We start from the raw sequence: 15,456 nt of genomic DNA, 5'->3' as shown, positions 1-15,456 counted from the left end.
CCACGAAGAAGATCGGCTTCGGGGGTGCATCGGCAAACTCCCTCCACTCACTTCGTTCGTTGTGGTCAAACAGTGCCGATGAGTCGGTCTACGAAGCACGCTGCGCGTGCCACCCCCGAAGCCGATCTTCTTCGTCGCCCCAGAAATCGCCCCCAGCCCCTCCCGCCACCCACCGCGCAACAGCACCTGCGCTGGTTGGGGGGAAAAGACTGAAGTGACCGTTGAACCCCGGATTCCGCTGCGCTTCAGTCAGATCCTCTGCCGCGCCGATTCGTAGAGACACACCGCCGCAGCAGCAGCGACGTTCAACGACTCCTCGCCGCCTGGCTGCGGAATGCGCAGCGCCTGCGAACAACGTGCCATCAGCGCGGCCGACACGCCCTGCCCTTCGTGGCCCAGCACCCACGCGCAGGGCCACGGCAGCTTGGCACGATGGATCTCGTGCGAGGTGTGCGAACTGGTGGCCAGCATCGGCACCGTCAACGCCGCCAGCGCGTCGGCCTCGATGCCCTCGACCAGACGCAGCGCGAAATGCGCGCCCATGCCGGCGCGCAGCACCTTCGGCGACCACAGCGCCGCCGTGCCCTTCAGCGCGATCACCTGCGTGAAGCCGAAGGCGGCCGCGCTGCGCAGCACCGCGCCGACGTTGCCTGCATCCTGCAGCCGGTCGAGCACGACGCTCGGTGCATCGGCCTGCAGCGACGCGCCGCCCGTCCATGGCAGCACGAACACGATCGGCGCCGCAGACTCGAGCGTGCCGATGCCGGCCATCAGCGCCGCCGGCACCACCGCCACCTGCGGTGCGCGTTCGGCCAGCGCGCGCAGTGCCGGCTCCTGCCAACCCGCCTCGGTGATCACCGCCTGCGACGGCACGCCGCCGCGCTGCAGCAGCGCCGAGCACAGGTGATCGCCTTCCAGCAGGACCTCGCCGTGCTTGCGGTACCCGCCCGGGTCCGCGCCCAGCTTGCGCAGCCGCACCAGCAACGGGTTGTCGCGCGACGTGATGGCCTTGATCGCGGCAGCCGTCACTCGGCACACACCGCGACGACGGTGGCAGGCAGGCCGAGCGCGCCCGACAGGCTCAACGACTCCATCACCTCGCGCACCGGTGCGAATGAACGGCGGTGGTGCACGCAGGCGCCGTGCTGCTTCAGCGCCGCCAGGTGCATCGGCGTGCCATAGCCCTTGTGCTCGTCGAAGCCGTACTGCGGGTGCTGGTCGTGCAGCACGAGGCAGAGCCGGTCGCGGTGCACCTTCGCCAGGATCGAGGCCGCCGAGATCGACTGCACCAGCGCATCGCCCTGGATGATGGCCTCGGCCGCGATCTTCAGCACCGGCAGCCGGTTGCCGTCGACCAGCACCTTGGCCGGCTTCAGCCGCAGCCCCTCGACCGCGCGGCGCATCGCGAGCATCGTCGCCTGCAGGATGTTCAGCGTGTCGATCTCCTCGACCGTGGCCTCGGCGACCGCGCAGCACAGGGCGTTCGCGCGGATCTCGTCGTACAGGCGCGCACGCACCGCGGCCGTCAGCTTCTTCGAATCGTTCAGGCCCTTGATCGGGCGCAGGTCGTCGAGGATCACCGCCGCGGCGACCACCGGGCCGGCCAGCGGGCCGCGGCCGGCCTCGTCGACGCCCGCCACCAGGCCGATCGCCTCGAAGCGCAGGCCAAGCTGTTCAGGGATGGAGGACTTTCTCGATCGCATCGGTGGCAGCCTGGGCAGTGTTGCAGCGCAGTTGGTGGTGCAGTTCGGTGAAACGCCGGGCGATGGCCGCCGATTCCGCCGGCTTGTCCAGCCACTCGAGCCCCGCAGCCGCGAGTTTCTGCGGCGTCGCGTCATTCTGCAAGAGCTCGGGCACCGCGAATTCGCCGAGCAGGATGTTGGGCAGCCCGACCCACGGCTGGTAGCCCATGCGCTTCATCATCTGCCAGCTCAGCCAGTTCATCGCATAGGTGATGACCATCGGGCGCTTGAAGAGCGCCGCTTCGAGCGTCGCGGTGCCGCTCGCGATCAGCGTGACGTCGCAGGCGGCCAGCGCTTCGTGCGACTGACCGTCGAGCAGCTCGACGCCGACACCGGCTGCGTGCTCGGCCACCATCGGCGCGACCAGCGACTGCAGGCCCGGCACCACCGGCAACAGGAAGCGCAGCGCGGGGCGCTGCCGCTTCATCAGCGCGGCCGCGGCCAGCAGGCGCGGCGCGATGTACTCGATCTCGGAACGCCGGCTGCCCGGCAGCAGCGCCACGACCGTCTCATCGCTGCCGATGTTCAGCGCGCGGCGAGCGGCGTCGCGCGGCACCTCGATGGGGATCGCGTCGGCCAGCGGATGCCCGACATAGGTCGCCGCGATGCCATGGCGCTCGTAGAGGGCCGGCTCGAACGGGAAGATGCACAGCACGTGGTCGACCGCAGCGCGGATCTTCTCGATGCGCCCGCCCCGCCAGGCCCAGATCGACGGGCCGACGAAATGGATGCTCTTGATGCCACGCTGCTTCAGCCGCGTCTCGAGGCCGAGGTTGAAGTCGGGCGCGTCGACACCGATGAACGCATCGGGCGGCTCGCGCAGCAGGCGCTCGGCGAGTTGCTCGCGGATGCCGGAAATCTCGCGGTAGTGGCGCAGCACCTCGACGTAGCCGCGCACCGCGAGCTTGTCGTGCGGCCACCAGGCCTCGAAGCCCTGCGCGGCCATCTTCGGGCCGCCGATGCCTGCGGCCTGCAGGTTCGGCCAGCGCGCCTTCAGGCCGCCCAGCAACAGGCCGGCGAGCAAGTCGCCGGAAGCTTCGCCGGCCACCAGGGCCAGCCGTGGCGAACCGGGATTCGTCATCGGCAACCTACCGTGCAATACCGCGGGTCACGGCGGCGAGGAAGTCGGTCATCATCGCCACGTCGGTGGCGGCTTCGGGCACCGAATCGGCCAGCGCCGCGATCTCGTCGCGCGCCTCTTGCAGCGTGCGGCCGCTGCGGTACAGGCTGCGGTGCATCTGCTTCACCGCGGCGATGCGCTCGGCGTTGAACCCGCGGCGCCGCAGCCCTTCGATGTTGAAGCCGCGCACCGCGAGCGGGTTGCCGTCGACCATCATGTACGGCGGCACGTCCTGCGAGATCGCGCTCGAGAAACCAACGAAGGCGTAGGCGCCGATCTTCACGAACTGGTGCACGCCCGACAGCCCGCCGATCGTCACCCAGTCGCCGACGTGCACATGGCCCGCCAGCGTCGCGTTGTTGGCCAGCACCGTGTGGTTGCCCAGCTGCACGTCGTGCGCCAGGTGCACGTAGGCCATGATCCAGTTGTCGTTGCCGACGCGCGTGATGCCGACGTCTTGCGCGGTGCCGGTGTTGAAGGTGCAGAACTCGCGGACCACGTTGCGGTCGCCGATGTGCAGCTGCGTCGGCTCGCCGGCGTACTTCTTGTCCTGCGGCACCGCGCCGAGCGACACGAACTGGAAGATCCGGTTGTCGCGCCCGATCGTCGTGTGGCCTTCGATCACCGCGTGCGGGCCGATCGTCGTGCCTTCGTCGATGCGCACATGCTCGCCGATCACCGCGTACGGGCCGACGCTGACCGTCGCCCCCAGCTGGGCGCCCGGGGCGATCACGGCAGTGGGATGGATGGTGGCCATCGTCTCGCTCCCCGGCTTCAGCTGACCTTGCGCATCGTGCACATCAGGTCGGCTTCGACGGCGAGCTCGCCACCGACCGAGGCACGCGCCTTGTACTTGTAGATGCCGGCCTTCACGCGGTCGACCGCGACGTCGAGGATCAGCTGGTCGCCCGGCTCCACCGGCCGCTTGAAGCGCGCCCCGTCGATGCCGACGAAGTAGTAGACGGTGTCGCTGTCCGGCGTATCGCCGGTCGTCTCGAACGACAGCAGCGCCGCCGCCTGGGCCAGCGCCTCGATCATCAGCACGCCCGGCATCACCGGGCGGTGCGGGAAGTGGCCGGTGAAGAACGGCTCGTTGATCGTGACGTTCTTCAGCGCCTTGATGCGCACACCCTTTTCCATCTCCAGCACGCGGTCGACCAGCAGGATCGGATAGCGGTGCGGCAGCTTCTTGAGGATCTGGTGGATATCCATCGTGTCCATGGTCATGCAATCTTCTTTTCAAGGGCACGCAGACGCTCGCGCAGGCCGTGCAGGTTGCGCAGTGTCGCGGCGTTCTTTTCCCAGGACGCATTGTCGTCGATGGGGAACACGCCGCTGTAGGTGCCGGGCTGCAGGATCGAGCGCGTGACGACGCTCGCGGCCGAGATGTTCACCCGGTCGCYCAGCCTCAGGTGGCCGAGGATCATGCCGGCGCCGCCGATCGTGCAGTTGGCGCCGATCGTGGTGCTGCCGGCGATGCCGACACAGCCGGCGATCGCGGTGTTGCGCCCGATGCGCACGTTGTGGGCAACCTGGATCAGGTTGTCGAGCTTGGCGCCGTCCTCGATGATGGTATCGGCCAGCGCGCCGCGATCGATGCAGGTGTTGGCGCCGATCTCGACGTCGTTGCCGATGCGCACGCCGCCGAGCTGCTCGATCTTCTCGTAGCGGCCCTCGGTCGGCGCGAAGCCGAAGCCGTCGGCACCGATCACCGCGCCGCTGTGCACGATGCCGCGCTCGCCGATGTGGCAATCGCTCATCAGCGTGACGCGCGGCGCGAGGCGCGTGCCGGCGCCGAGGCTCGCGCCGCGGCCGATCACGCAATGCGCGCCGACGACCACGCCCGGGCCGATGCGCGCACCGGCCTCGACCAGCACGAACGGGCCGATGCTGGCGCTGGCGTCGACCACGGCGCCGGCGTCGACCACCGCGCTCGGGTGGATGCCGGCCGGCACCGGCGGGCGCGTGCGCGCCGCCCACCACTGGGTGAGCTTCGCGAAGGCGAGGTAGGGGTCGTCGCAGACCAGGGTCGCGCCACGGGCGACGGCGGCATCGCGCATCGCCGGCGCGACGATCACGCAGCCGGCGGCGGTGGCCTCGAGCTGCGAGGCGTAGCGGGGATTCGAGAGGAAAGAGATCGTGCCGGGCGTGGCGCCCTCGAGCGGGCCGATGCGGTCGATGCGCAGCGAGGCATTGCCGATCAGTTCGCCGCCGAGGTGCGCGGCAATGTCGCCGAGTGGAACCTCATTCACAGGTCACTTGCCGCCTTGCTGGGCGTTCAGCGCCTTGATCACCTTGTCGGTGATGTCGATGCGCGGGCTGGCGAAGACGACGTCCTGCAGGATGATGTCGTACTTCTCGGTCTCGAAGATCTGCTTGATGACCTTGTTGGCGCGCTCGACCACCGCGGCCAGTTCCTCGTTCTTGCGCTGGTTCAGGTCTTCCTGGAACTCGCGGCGCTTGCGCTGGAACTCGCGATCCTGGTCGAGCAGGTCGCGCTGGCGACGGCTCTTCTCGGATTCGGCCAGCGTCGGCTGGTCTTTCTCGAACTTGTCGCCGGCCGCCTTCAGGCGGTTGCCGATCTCGTTCAGGTCTTTCTCGCGTTTCGAGAACTCGGCTTCCAGCTTGGTCTGCGCCGCCTTGGCCGGCAGCGCGTCGCGCAACACCTTGTCGGTGCTCACGTAGCCGATCTTCAATTCCTGTGCCTGCACGCCCAGCGCAGCAGACGCCAGGGATGCGGCAGCCAGCAGGAGGCGCAGAGACTTCAAGGTGGAGCTATTCATTAGAACGCGGTCCCGATCTGGAATTGCAAACGTTGAATTCTATCTGTTGACTTGTAGCGGATGGGCTCGCCGTAGCTGAGCTTCAGCGGACCCACCGGCGACACCCAGCTCAGCCCGATGCCGGCCGAGGCCCGCATGCTGTCCCAGGTGGGGGTCTCGTTCTCGCCCCACACGTTGCCGGCATCGACATAGCCGAAGATGCGCAGCGTGCGGTCGTTGCCCGAGCCCGGCACCGGCAGGTACAGCTCGCTGTTGATGTTCAGGCGCTTCGAGCCGCCGCTGTACGAGCCGACCACGTCGACCGGGCCGAGCGAGCCCTGGTCGAACGCGCGCACCGTGCCCAGGCCGCCGCCGTAGAAGTTCTTGAAGATCGGGTAGCGCTGCCCGTTCAGCCCGCGGCCCCAGCCGAGCTCGGAGTTGAACGCGAAGGTGTACTTCTTCGTGATCGGGACGTACAGCTGGTACTGCGTGTTGGTGCGGACGTAGCGGGTGTCGCCGGCCGCGCCCCACTCGACGTTGATGCGCTTGAAGCTGCCCTCGTTGGGCACCAGCGCGCTGTCGCGCTGGTCGCGCGACCAGCCGATCGTCAGCGGCACCGAGGTGCTGGCGTCGCCATAGCGCAGCCGGTACAGGAAGTAGTTGTTCGGCAACGCGCTCGCGCCGCGGATCTCGGTGCGCTCGATGCCGATGCCGAAGAACACCGTGTCGTATTCGCTGAACGGCACGCCGAAGCGGATCGACGCGCCCGGCGTCACCAGCTGGTATTCCTCGCCCTGGCTGTTCAGCGGCTTGACGGTGCGGTAGTACACGTCGAGCGCGCGCGAGATGCCGTCGATCGTGAAGTACGGGTCGACCGCACTGACGTCGAGCGTGCGGCTCGAGCGGCTGGTGTTCAGCTCGATGCCGAGGTAGTTGCCCGAGCCGAACACGTTGTCCTGGCGGATCGATGCATTCAGCGCCAGCTTGTCGGCACTCGAGAAGCCCGCGCCGACGATCAGGTTGCCGGTCGGCTTTTCCTTCACCGTCAGCGTCAGGTCGACCTGGTCCTGCGAACCCGGCACCTCGTTGGTCTCGACGTTGACCTCGCTGAAATAGCCCAGGCGGTCGACCCGGTCGCGCGACAGCTTGATGCGGCGCCCGTCGTACCACGACGATTCGAACTGGCGGAACTCGCGGCGCACCACTTCGTCGCGGGTGCGGCTGTTGCCGGCCACGTTGACGCGGCGCACGTAGACGCGGCGCTGCGGGTCGCCGACCAGCGTCAGCACGACCTGGCCGGTCGCGCGGTCGATGTCGGTGCGCGGCTCGACGCGTGCGAACGCGTAGCCGAAGCTGCCGAAGCGCTCGGTGAAGGCCTTGGTCGTCTCGGCCACGGCTTCGGCGCGGTACGGCTCGCCCGGCTTCACCTTGACGAGCGTCTTGAAGTCTTCTTCCTTGCCGAGGTACTCGCCCTCGAGCTTGACCGCCGTCACGGTGTAGGGCTGGCCCTCCTTGATGTTGACGGTGATCGTGATGTCCTGCTTGTCGGCCGAGATCGCGACCTGGGTCGACTCGACCTGGAACTCGAGGTAGCCGCGGTTCAGGTAGTACGAACGCAGCGTCTCGAGGTCGGCCGTCAGCTTGGCACGCGAGTAGCGGTCGGCCTTGGTGTACCAGCTCAGCCAGCCGCCGTCGTTCAGGTCGAACAGCCCGAGCAGCGTGCTCTCGGAAAAGGCCTGGCTGCCCAGGATGCGGATCTCGCTGATGCGCGCGGCCGAGCCTTCGGTGATCGTGAAGGTCACGTTGACGCGGTTGCGCTCTTGCGGGGTCACGGTGGTGACGACCTCGGCGCCGTACAGGCTGCGCGTCAGGTACTGGCGCTTGAGCTCCTGCTCGGCGCGGTCGGCCAGCGCCTTGTCGAAGGGCAGGCCCTCGCCGATGCCGAAATCCTTCAGCGACTTGGTCAGCGTGTCCTTGTCGAACTCCTTCAGGCCGACGAAGTCGATGTTCGCGATGACCGAGCGCTCTTCGACGATCACGACGACGACGCTGCCGTCGATCTCGATGCGAACGTCCTTGAAGAGACCGGTGGCGAACAGTGCGCGCAGCGCCGCCGCGCCCTTCTCGTCGTTGTAGGTGTCGCCGATGCGGAACGGCAGCGACGCGAACACCGTGCCGGCGTCCGAGCGTTGCAGGCCTTCGACGCGGATGTCTTTCAGCTCGAAGGGGGTCACCGCCCACGCGGATCCTGCATGCAATGCCGCCGCCAGCGCGATGCTGAGGACGGTGGGACGCAGGGAACGGGGACGGACGGGGTGGAACTGCAGAACGAGGGGATTGCGCATGCGGTGATCAGTGCAGGCCCAGTTGCCGGGCCACATCGTTGTAGAGAGCGAGCGACATCATCAAGAGCATGATCGCCACCCCGCCCCGCTGCAGCCGCTCAAGCCACACGTCCGAGAGAGGCCGCCCCGTCACCGCTTCGAAAAGATAATACATCAGGTGTCCCCCGTCGAGGATCGGTAGCGGCAGCAGGTTCAGCACGCCGAGGCTCACGCTGACGGCCGCGATGAACGCGAGGAAGTAGGCGGGGCCGAGCAGCATCGACTTGCCGGCGTAGTCGGCGATCGTGATGGGACCGCTCAGGTTCTTCAACGACGCCTGGCCGATCAGCATGCGGCCGAGCATCTTGAGCGTCAGCACCGACGAGTCCCAGGTGCGCTGCACCGCCTGCGTCAGGCCGCCCCACACACCGTAGCGGACCGTCACCATCTCGTAGGACGCGGCGATGCCGGCGCCGATGCGGCCGACGCGCTGGCCGCCATCGGTCTCGACGGCCGGGCGCACGCTGAATTCGAGCACCTGCGCGCCGCGCTCGACCCGCCACGGCACCGCCAACGAGTCGCCGTCGGCGCCATTGGCGCGGATCAGCTGCAGCATCCGGTTGGCATCCGGCACCGGCACGCCGTCGATCGCGAGCACGCGGTCGCCGCGGCGCAGCCCGGCCCGGTCGCCGGCCCCGCCCGGCGTCAGCGGCCCCAGCACGGCGCCGCTGAGCGGCCCCACGCCGATGCGCGCCATCGTCTGCGGCGTCACGTCGTAGGTGTCGAGCGTGTCGACATCCAGCGTCACCGCATGGGCGCCATGCCCGCGCGCATCGGCGACCATCAGCTGCAGCTTCTCGGTGCGCAACAGCGCCTGCGTGAGCTGCCAGTTCAGGTCGTTCATCGACTGCACGTCGTCCCAGTCGTTGCCGTCGCGGGAGATGGCCGACACGGTGTCGCCGGCGCGCAGCCCGGCGCGCTCGGCCAGGCTGCCGACCGGCGGCGTCGCGATCACGGCGCGGGGTTCGTCGACGCCGACCCAGTGCGCCGCCGAATAGAACAGCACCGCGAGCAGCAGGTTGGCGATCGGACCGGCCGCGACCACCGCCGCCCGCTGCCACAGCGGCTTGCGGTTGAAGGCCTGCGACAGCTCGCCCGGCGCCACCGGGCCCTCGCGCTCGTCGAGCATCTTCACGTAGCCGCCCAGCGGCAGCATCGACAACACGAACTCGGTGCTGTCGGGCGTGCGCTGGTGGCGCCACAGCACGCGGCCGAAGCCGATCGAGAACCGCAGCACCTTGACGCCGCAGGCGCGTGCCACGCGGTAGTGGCCGTACTCGTGGATGACGATCAGGATGCCGAGCGTCACGACGAAGCCGATGACCTGCGATGCGAAGCTCATGCGCCCATCCTCGCCACGGTGGCCTGGGCGACGCGCCGCGCCGCGCCATCGAGCGCGATCAGCCCGTCGAGCGAGCGGCAGGCATCGCGTTCAGGGGTCATGGCGTCGAGGGTGCTGACATTGACGCTGTGAATCTGATCGAAGCGGATGGTTCCTGCCAGAAATGATGCGACACCAATCTCGTTGGCCGCATTGAGGATCGCGGTGCTGCCTTCAGGCCCGCGCAGCGTGTCCCACGCGAGTTTCAGGCCAGGGTAGCGCACGAAATCGGCCTCTTCGAAGCTCAGCGCCGACATCCTCAGGAAATCGAGCTGCGACGCGCCCGACTCGACGCGCTGCGGGAACGACAGGCTGTAGGCGATCGGCACCCGCATGTCGGGCGTGCCGAGCTGGGCCAGCACCGAGTTGTCGCGCAGCACCACCATCGAGTGGATCACGCTCTGCGGGTGCAGCACGACGCGGATCTGCTGCGGCGCGAGGTCGAACAGCCAGCGCGCCTCGATGACCTCGAGCGCCTTGTTCATCATCGTCGCCGAGTCGACCGAGATCTTGCGGCCCATCACCCAGTTGGGATGCGCGCAGGCCTCGTCGGGCGTCACGCGGTGCAGCGTGGCCGGGTCGCGGGTGCGGAACGGGCCGCCCGACGCGGTGAGCAGGATGTGGTCGATGCGGGCCGGCCAGGTGGAGCGGTCTTCGGGCAGGCACTGGAAGATCGCCGAATGCTCGCTGTCGACCGGCAGCAGCGTGGCGCCGCCGGTGCGCACCGCGTCCATGAAGAACGCGCCGCCGACGACCAGCGCCTCCTTGTTGGCCAGCAGCAGCCGCTTGCCGGCGCGGGCCGCGGCCAGGCACGACGGCAGGCCGGCGGCGCCGACGATCGCGGCCATCACGCTGTCGACCTCGGGGTGGGCGGCCATGTCGTCCAGCGCGGCGGCGCCTTCCAGCACCTCGGTGGCCGACCCGGCCTCGCGCAGCGCGGCGCGCAGGCGCTTCGCGTGCGCGGCGTCGGTCATCACCGCGAAGCGTGGTTTCCATTGCAGGCACTGCGCGAGCAGTTCATCGCTGCGGCTGTGCGCCGACAGCGCGAACACCTCGAAGCGGCCGGGATGGCGCGCCAGCACGTCGAGCGTGCTGCTGCCGACGCTGCCGGTGGAGCCGAGGATGCACACCCGCTGGCGGTGAGACGAGACTTCTGACATCGGTGAGCCTGGCGAAAGAGGGCGTGGTGCCGGGGGATGCTGCCGAGGAGTGCTGCCGAGATCGGCTACTACAGCGAACTGAGTGCCATCGCGATCGGGAACACCGGCAGCAACGCGTCGACGCGGTCGAGCACGCCGCCATGGCCGGGCAACAGCCCGCTGCTGTCCTTGGCGCCGGCCGCGCGCTTGACCAGCGACTCGACCAGGTCGCCGACCACGCTCATCGCGGCCAGGAACACCAGCGACAGCACCAGGCCGAGGACCCCGAAGCGCTGCAGCAGCAGCGTGTAGAGGCTGGCCGAATCGGGCTGGACAGCCCGGTCGAGCGCGATCCAGGCGCCGGCCAGCACCAGCACGCCGAGCATGCCGCTCCAGACGCCTTCCCAGCTCTTGCCGGGGCTGATGGCCAGGGCCAGCTTTCGGCGACCGAAGGCCTTGCCCCCGAAGTAGGCGGCGATGTCGGCCACCCACACCAGGCACAGCACCGACAGCAGGTAGTTGACGCCGATGGTCTTGGCGCTGGCCAGTGCCAGCCACGCCGTCCACAGCGCGGCGAAACCGAGCACCCAGCGCGCCACGGCCGGCAGTTGCGGCCAGGCCGACGGCCCGACGCGCAGCGCCAGCGCACCGCCCAGCACCCAGACCGCAAACGCCAGCCACCAGGCCGGGCTCGCCCCGGGGTGCACCCAGCCGGCCGCCATCGCAGCGGCACAGGCGGCGGCCAGCAGCACACCGAAGCCGATCGCCAGCGCCGGGCCGGCTGCATTCAGGCGTGCCCATTCCCAACCGGCCGCGCCGATCATCAGCAGCGTGATCAGCGCGAACGGCCAGGCCATCGGCGCGAACATCGCCGGCAGCAGGATGATCAACAGCACGACGGCCGTGATGATGCGTTGCTTCAGCACGCTCAGGCCCCCGCCTCGGCGGTCACGTCGCCGCTGTTCACGCGGCCGAAGCGGCGGTCGCGGCTCGCGTAGTCGGCGAGCGCGGCATCGAGCTGCGCGACGCCGAACTCCGGCCACAGGCATTCGCTGAACACCAGCTCGGAATACGCCACCTGCCACAGCAGGAAATTGCTGATGCGCACCTCGCCGCCGGTGCGGATGAACAGATCGGGATCGGGCGCGAAGTTCATCGCCATGTAGCTGCCGAGCTTCGCTTCGTCGAGCTCGTGCGCCGGCACGCCGGCGGCGATGGCCTGCTGGCAGGCCTGCACGACGTCCCAGCGGCCGCCGTAGTTGAACGCGACCGACAGCGTGATGCGCCGGTTCTCGGCGGTGGTGCGCTCGGCCTCGTCCCAGGCGGCACGCACCTTGTCGGACACCTGCGAGCGGTCGCCGACGATGCGGATGCGCACGCCCTCTCCCGCCAGCTTGGCCAGGTACTTCGACACCGCGACCAGCACCAGGCTCATCAGCCCCGACACCTCTTCGGTCGGACGCTTCCAGTTCTCGGACGAGAACGCGAACACGGTGAGGTACTCGATGCCGCGGTCGGCGCAGGCCTCGACGGTGCGCACCAGCGCATCGACGCCCTGCTTGTGGCCGAAGAAGCGCGGCATCAGCCGCTTCTTGGCCCAGCGGCCGTTGCCGTCCATCACGATCGCCACGTGGCGCGGGACGCGGGCGGCGGCTTCCACGACAGGCGCTCTGGAAAAAAGAGAAGAAACGATGCTGGTGTTCATGGCCACGTCGTCAGACGGCCATGATCTCCGCTTCTTTGCCGGCGATCAGGCGATCGATCTCGCCGATCGTGCGGTCGGTCAGCTTCTGCACCTCGTCGAGCGAGCGGCGCTCGTCGTCTTCGGTGATCTCCTTGTCCTTCAGCAGCTTCTTCGCGTGCTCGTTGGCATCGCGGCGCAGGTTGCGCGCCGCGATCTTGGCGTCTTCACCGGCGTTGCGCACGACCTTGGTCAGGTCGCGGCGGCGCTCTTCGGTCAGCGCGGGCATCGGCACGCGCAGCAGGTCGCCCTGCGACGACGGGTTCAGGCCCAGGTCGGATTCGCGGATGGCCTTCTCGATCTTCGCGCCCATGCCCTTTTCCCAGGGCTGCACGGTGATCGTGCGCGCGTCCAGCAGGGTCACGTTGGCGACCTGGCTGATCGGCAGCATCGAGCCGTAGTAGTCGACCTGCACCTGGTCGAGCAGGCCGGGGTGGGCCCGGCCGGTGCGGATCTTCTGCAGTTCACCCTTGAACGATTCGATCGTCCGGCCCATCTTCTGCTCGGCCGTCTTCTTGATGTCGGCGATGCTCATGTCGGTTTCCTCACACGCTCATACGTGGACGAGAGTTCCCTCGTCCTCACCCATCACCACACGCTTCAGTGCGCCGGCCTTGAAGATGCTGAACACCTTGATCGGCAACTTCTGGTCGCGGCACAGTGCGAACGCCGTGGCATCCAGCACCTGCAGGTTGCGGGTGATGGCCTCATCGAAACTGATCTGACTGTAGCGCGTCGCGCTCGGGTCTTTCTTGGGGTCGGCACTGTAGACGCCGTCGACCTTGGTCGCCTTCAGCACGATCTCGGCGCCCATCTCGGCACCGCGCAGCGCGGCGGCCGTGTCGGTCGTGAAGAACGGGTTGCCGGTGCCGGCCGCGAAGATCACGACCTTGCCTTCCTCGAGGTACTGCAGGGCCTTCGGCCGCACATACGGCTCGACGACCTGCTCGATGCTGATGGCCGACATCACGCGCGCCGTCATGCCTTCCTGGCGCATCGTGTCGGCCAGCGCCAGCGAGTTCATCACGGTGGCGAGCATGCCCATGTAGTCGGCGGTCGCGCGGTCCATGCCGACCGCACCGCCGGCCACGCCGCGGAAGATGTTGCCGCCGCCGATCACGACGGCGACCTCGCAGCCGAGCTGCGTGACCTCTTGCACCTCGCGCACCATGCGCACGATGGTGGCGCGGTTGATCCCGTAGGCGTCGTCGCCCATCAGGGCCTCGCCCGAGAGCTTGAGCAGGATGCGCTTGTACGCCGGCATGCGATTTTCTCCCCGTGTTGACCAAGCCTTGCGGCGCTGAAGTCTAACCATCGCGGCGGAGCGCCTCGTGAGCGCCCCGCCGTTTCAATCGCGTTGTGCGATCAGCCGCCCTTGGCAGCAGCGACCTGCGCCGCCACTTCGGCCGCGAAGTCGTCGACCTTCTTCTCGATGCCTTCGCCGACGACGTACAGCGTGAAGCCCTTGACCGACGTGTTCGCGCCCTTGAGCATCTGCTCGACGGTCTGCTTGTCGTTCTTGACGAAGGTCTGGTTCAGCAGGCTGACTTCCTTCAGGAACTTCTGCACCGAGCCTTCGATGCGCTTCGTGACGATCTCGGCCGACTGCACCGGCTTGCCGGCGGCTTCGGCAGCCTTCGCATCTTCGGCGGCCTTGCCGGCGGCCACGGCGCGTTCCTTCTCGATCAGCTCGGCCGGCACTTCCGACGAGGCGAGCGACACCGGCTTCATCGCGGCGATGTGCATCGCGACGTCCTTGGCGGCGGTCTCGTCGCCGTCGAACTCGACCAGCACGCCGATGCGGGTGCCGTGCAGGTAGCTCGCGAGCTTGGCGCCTTCATAGCGCTTGAAGCGGCGGATCGTCATGTTCTCGCCGATGGTGCCGATCAGGCCCTTGCGGACGTCGTCGAGCGTCGGGCCGTAGCCGTCCTGCGAGTACGACAGCGCGGCCAGCGCGGCCAGGTCGGCCGGGTTCTTCTCGGCGGCCAGCTGCGCGCAGGCCTTCGCGAAGTTCAGGAACATGTCGTTCTTCGAGGTGAAGTCGGTCTCGCAGTTGACTTCGACCAGCGCACCGGCGCTGCCGACGACCGCTGCCGTGACCACGCCTTCAGCGGTGACGCGCGAGGCGGCCTTGCCGGCCTTGCTGCCCAGCTTGACGCGCAGCAGCTCTTCGGCCTTTTCCATGTCGCCGCCGGCTTCCGTCAGCGCCTTCTTGCATTCCATCATCGGGGCGTCGGTCTTCGCGCGCAGTTCGCCGACCATGCTTGCAGTGATTGCAGCCATCTTGAATCTCCGTTTGCTGGACGCCCCGCCGGAGGCCGGGCGCCTGAATCATCTCGGGTTGAAAAAAAGGGGCTGTAAAGCCCCTTTGTGTGCTCGCCTTTCAGCGCGCAGGGGCGTCGTGATCAGGCGTTTTCGCTGACTTCCACGAACTCATCGCCCTCGGCCGAAACGGCTTGCACCACTTCGTTGGTCGCGTTCGCGCGGCCGTCGATGATGGCATCGGCCACCGCCTTGGCGTACAGCGCCACGGCCTTCGACGAGTCGTCGTTGCCGGGGATCACGTAGTCGATGCCTTCGGGCGAGTGGTTCGAGTCGACGATGCCGATCACCGGGATGCCGAGCTTCTTGGCTTCGGCGACGGCGATCTTGTGGTAGCCGACGTCGATCACGAACATCGCGTCAGGCAGCGCGTTCATGTCCTGGATGCCGCCGATGTCCTTCTCGAGCTTGGCCAGGTCGCGCTGGAACATCAGCGCTTCCTTCTTGATGCGGATCTCGGTGCCGGCTTCGATCTGGGCCTGCATGTCCTTCAGCTTCTTCAGCGAGCCCTTGACCGTCTTGAAGTTGGTCATCATGCCGCCCAGCCAGCGCTGGTCGACGAAGGGCATGCCGGCGCGGCGGGCTTCCATCGCGATGACGTCGCGAGCCTGGCGCTTGGTGCCGATCATCAGGATGGTGCCGCGGCGTGCTGCCAGCTGGCGGATGAATTTCAACGCGTCGTTGAAGAGCGGCTGCGTCTTCTCGAGGTTGATGATGTGGATCTTGTTGCGATGGCCGTAGATGTACGGAGCCATCTTCGGGTTCCAGAAGCGGGTTTGGTGGCCGAAATGGACGCCGGCTTCCAGCATCTCACGCATGGTGATGGTCATGTGAACTCCAAAGGTTGGTTCTAGAATCCGTCTCG

At 68.0% G+C, this 15,456-nt stretch carries 16 protein-coding genes; all 16 read right to left on the bottom strand.

Annotated elements, in window-relative coordinates:
- Nucleotides 1–249: 249 nt before the first annotated feature.
- A complete protein-coding gene (locus tag ACXJLU_RS02560) occupies nt 250–1,029 on the bottom strand; it encodes a TrmH family RNA methyltransferase (RefSeq protein WP_457328924.1) in 780 nt (259 codons plus the stop codon).
- A complete protein-coding gene (gene rnhB, locus ACXJLU_RS02555; RefSeq protein WP_457328922.1) occupies nt 1,026–1,703 on the bottom strand; it encodes a ribonuclease HII in 678 nt (225 codons plus the stop codon). Before rnhB ends, ACXJLU_RS02560 begins: the two co-directional genes overlap by 4 nt.
- Entirely contained in the window at nt 1,675–2,823 is a 1,149-nt protein-coding gene (gene lpxB, locus ACXJLU_RS02550; protein ID WP_457328921.1) for a lipid-A-disaccharide synthase, read from the bottom strand. The genes rnhB and lpxB overlap by 29 nt, the downstream gene beginning before the upstream one ends.
- Nucleotides 2,824–2,830: 7 nt before the next feature.
- Entirely contained in the window at nt 2,831–3,619 is a 789-nt protein-coding gene (gene lpxA, locus ACXJLU_RS02545) for an acyl-ACP--UDP-N-acetylglucosamine O-acyltransferase (protein ID WP_457328920.1), read from the bottom strand.
- 17 nt (nt 3,620–3,636) lie between these two features.
- Nucleotides 3,637–4,083, bottom strand: a complete 447-nt coding sequence (gene fabZ / locus ACXJLU_RS02540; RefSeq protein WP_457328919.1) for a 3-hydroxyacyl-ACP dehydratase FabZ — start codon at nt 4,081–4,083, stop codon at nt 3,637–3,639.
- A gap of 2 nt (nt 4,084–4,085) precedes the next feature.
- Complete coding sequence (gene lpxD / locus ACXJLU_RS02535; RefSeq protein WP_457328918.1) at nt 4,086–5,114, bottom strand: UDP-3-O-(3-hydroxymyristoyl)glucosamine N-acyltransferase; 1,029 nt, start codon at nt 5,112–5,114, stop codon at nt 4,086–4,088.
- A 3-nt stretch (nt 5,115–5,117) separates the two neighbouring features.
- Entirely contained in the window at nt 5,118–5,630 is a 513-nt protein-coding gene (locus ACXJLU_RS02530; RefSeq protein ID WP_056808798.1) for an OmpH/Skp family outer membrane protein, read from the bottom strand.
- Between the two features lie 14 nt (nt 5,631–5,644).
- The gene (gene bamA, locus ACXJLU_RS02525) at nt 5,645–7,969 is read right to left on the bottom strand and encodes an outer membrane protein assembly factor BamA (RefSeq protein WP_457328917.1); all 2,325 of its coding nucleotides are present in this window, start codon (nt 7,967–7,969) and stop codon (nt 5,645–5,647) included.
- A 7-nt stretch (nt 7,970–7,976) separates the two neighbouring features.
- Entirely contained in the window at nt 7,977–9,350 is a 1,374-nt protein-coding gene (rseP, locus tag ACXJLU_RS02520; protein WP_457328916.1) for an RIP metalloprotease RseP, read from the bottom strand.
- A complete protein-coding gene (ispC, locus tag ACXJLU_RS02515; protein ID WP_457328915.1) occupies nt 9,347–10,549 on the bottom strand; it encodes a 1-deoxy-D-xylulose-5-phosphate reductoisomerase in 1,203 nt (400 codons plus the stop codon). Before ispC ends, rseP begins: the two co-directional genes overlap by 4 nt.
- 68 nt (nt 10,550–10,617) lie before the next feature.
- Nucleotides 10,618–11,454, bottom strand: a complete 837-nt coding sequence (locus tag ACXJLU_RS02510; protein ID WP_457328914.1) for a phosphatidate cytidylyltransferase — start codon at nt 11,452–11,454, stop codon at nt 10,618–10,620.
- Nucleotides 11,455–11,456: 2 nt separating this feature from the next.
- Nucleotides 11,457–12,188: a polyprenyl diphosphate synthase gene (gene uppS, locus ACXJLU_RS02505; protein ID WP_457328913.1), complete on the bottom strand. Its 732-nt coding sequence runs from the start codon at nt 12,186–12,188 to the stop codon at nt 11,457–11,459.
- 55 nt (nt 12,189–12,243) lie between these two features.
- Entirely contained in the window at nt 12,244–12,804 is a 561-nt protein-coding gene (gene frr / locus ACXJLU_RS02500; RefSeq protein ID WP_457328912.1) for a ribosome recycling factor, read from the bottom strand.
- Between the two features lie 18 nt (nt 12,805–12,822).
- Nucleotides 12,823–13,533 (bottom strand): UMP kinase, encoded by a 711-nt coding sequence (gene pyrH, locus ACXJLU_RS02495; protein WP_073464069.1) that lies wholly within the window; start codon nt 13,531–13,533, stop codon nt 12,823–12,825.
- A 101-nt stretch (nt 13,534–13,634) separates the two neighbouring features.
- Complete coding sequence (gene tsf, locus ACXJLU_RS02490) at nt 13,635–14,552, bottom strand: translation elongation factor Ts (protein WP_073464068.1); 918 nt, start codon at nt 14,550–14,552, stop codon at nt 13,635–13,637.
- A gap of 122 nt (nt 14,553–14,674) precedes the next feature.
- Entirely contained in the window at nt 14,675–15,421 is a 747-nt protein-coding gene (gene rpsB, locus ACXJLU_RS02485; RefSeq protein WP_073464067.1) for a 30S ribosomal protein S2, read from the bottom strand.
- Nucleotides 15,422–15,456 lie beyond the last annotated feature (35 nt).

It is taken from the genome of Rhizobacter sp. P5_C2, from assembly GCF_054049715.1.
This window is presented reverse-complemented; position numbering and strand designations above follow the sequence as displayed.

What these genes read in the sequence shown, in the direction of transcription:
- rseP (WP_457328916.1), bottom strand. Translation starts at nt 9,350, where the DNA reads ATGAGCTTCGCATCGCAGGTCATCGGCTTCGTCGTGACGCTCGGCATC.
- tsf (WP_073464068.1), bottom strand. Translation starts at nt 14,552, where the DNA reads ATGGCTGCAATCACTGCAAGCATGGTCGGCGAACTGCGCGCGAAGACC.
- frr (WP_457328912.1), bottom strand. Translation starts at nt 12,804, where the DNA reads ATGAGCATCGCCGACATCAAGAAGACGGCCGAGCAGAAGATGGGCCGG.
- ispC (WP_457328915.1), bottom strand. Translation starts at nt 10,549, where the DNA reads ATGTCAGAAGTCTCGTCTCACCGCCAGCGGGTGTGCATCCTCGGCTCC.
- pyrH (WP_073464069.1), bottom strand. Translation starts at nt 13,533, where the DNA reads ATGCCGGCGTACAAGCGCATCCTGCTCAAGCTCTCGGGCGAGGCCCTG.
- fabZ (WP_457328919.1), bottom strand. Translation starts at nt 4,083, where the DNA reads ATGGACACGATGGATATCCACCAGATCCTCAAGAAGCTGCCGCACCGC.
- bamA (WP_457328917.1), bottom strand. Translation starts at nt 7,969, where the DNA reads ATGCGCAATCCCCTCGTTCTGCAGTTCCACCCCGTCCGTCCCCGTTCC.
- lpxA (WP_457328920.1), bottom strand. Translation starts at nt 3,619, where the DNA reads ATGGCCACCATCCATCCCACTGCCGTGATCGCCCCGGGCGCCCAGCTG.
- rnhB (WP_457328922.1), bottom strand. Translation starts at nt 1,703, where the DNA reads ATGCGATCGAGAAAGTCCTCCATCCCTGAACAGCTTGGCCTGCGCTTC.
- lpxB (WP_457328921.1), bottom strand. Translation starts at nt 2,823, where the DNA reads ATGACGAATCCCGGTTCGCCACGGCTGGCCCTGGTGGCCGGCGAAGCT.
- rpsB (WP_073464067.1), bottom strand. Translation starts at nt 15,421, where the DNA reads ATGACCATCACCATGCGTGAGATGCTGGAAGCCGGCGTCCATTTCGGC.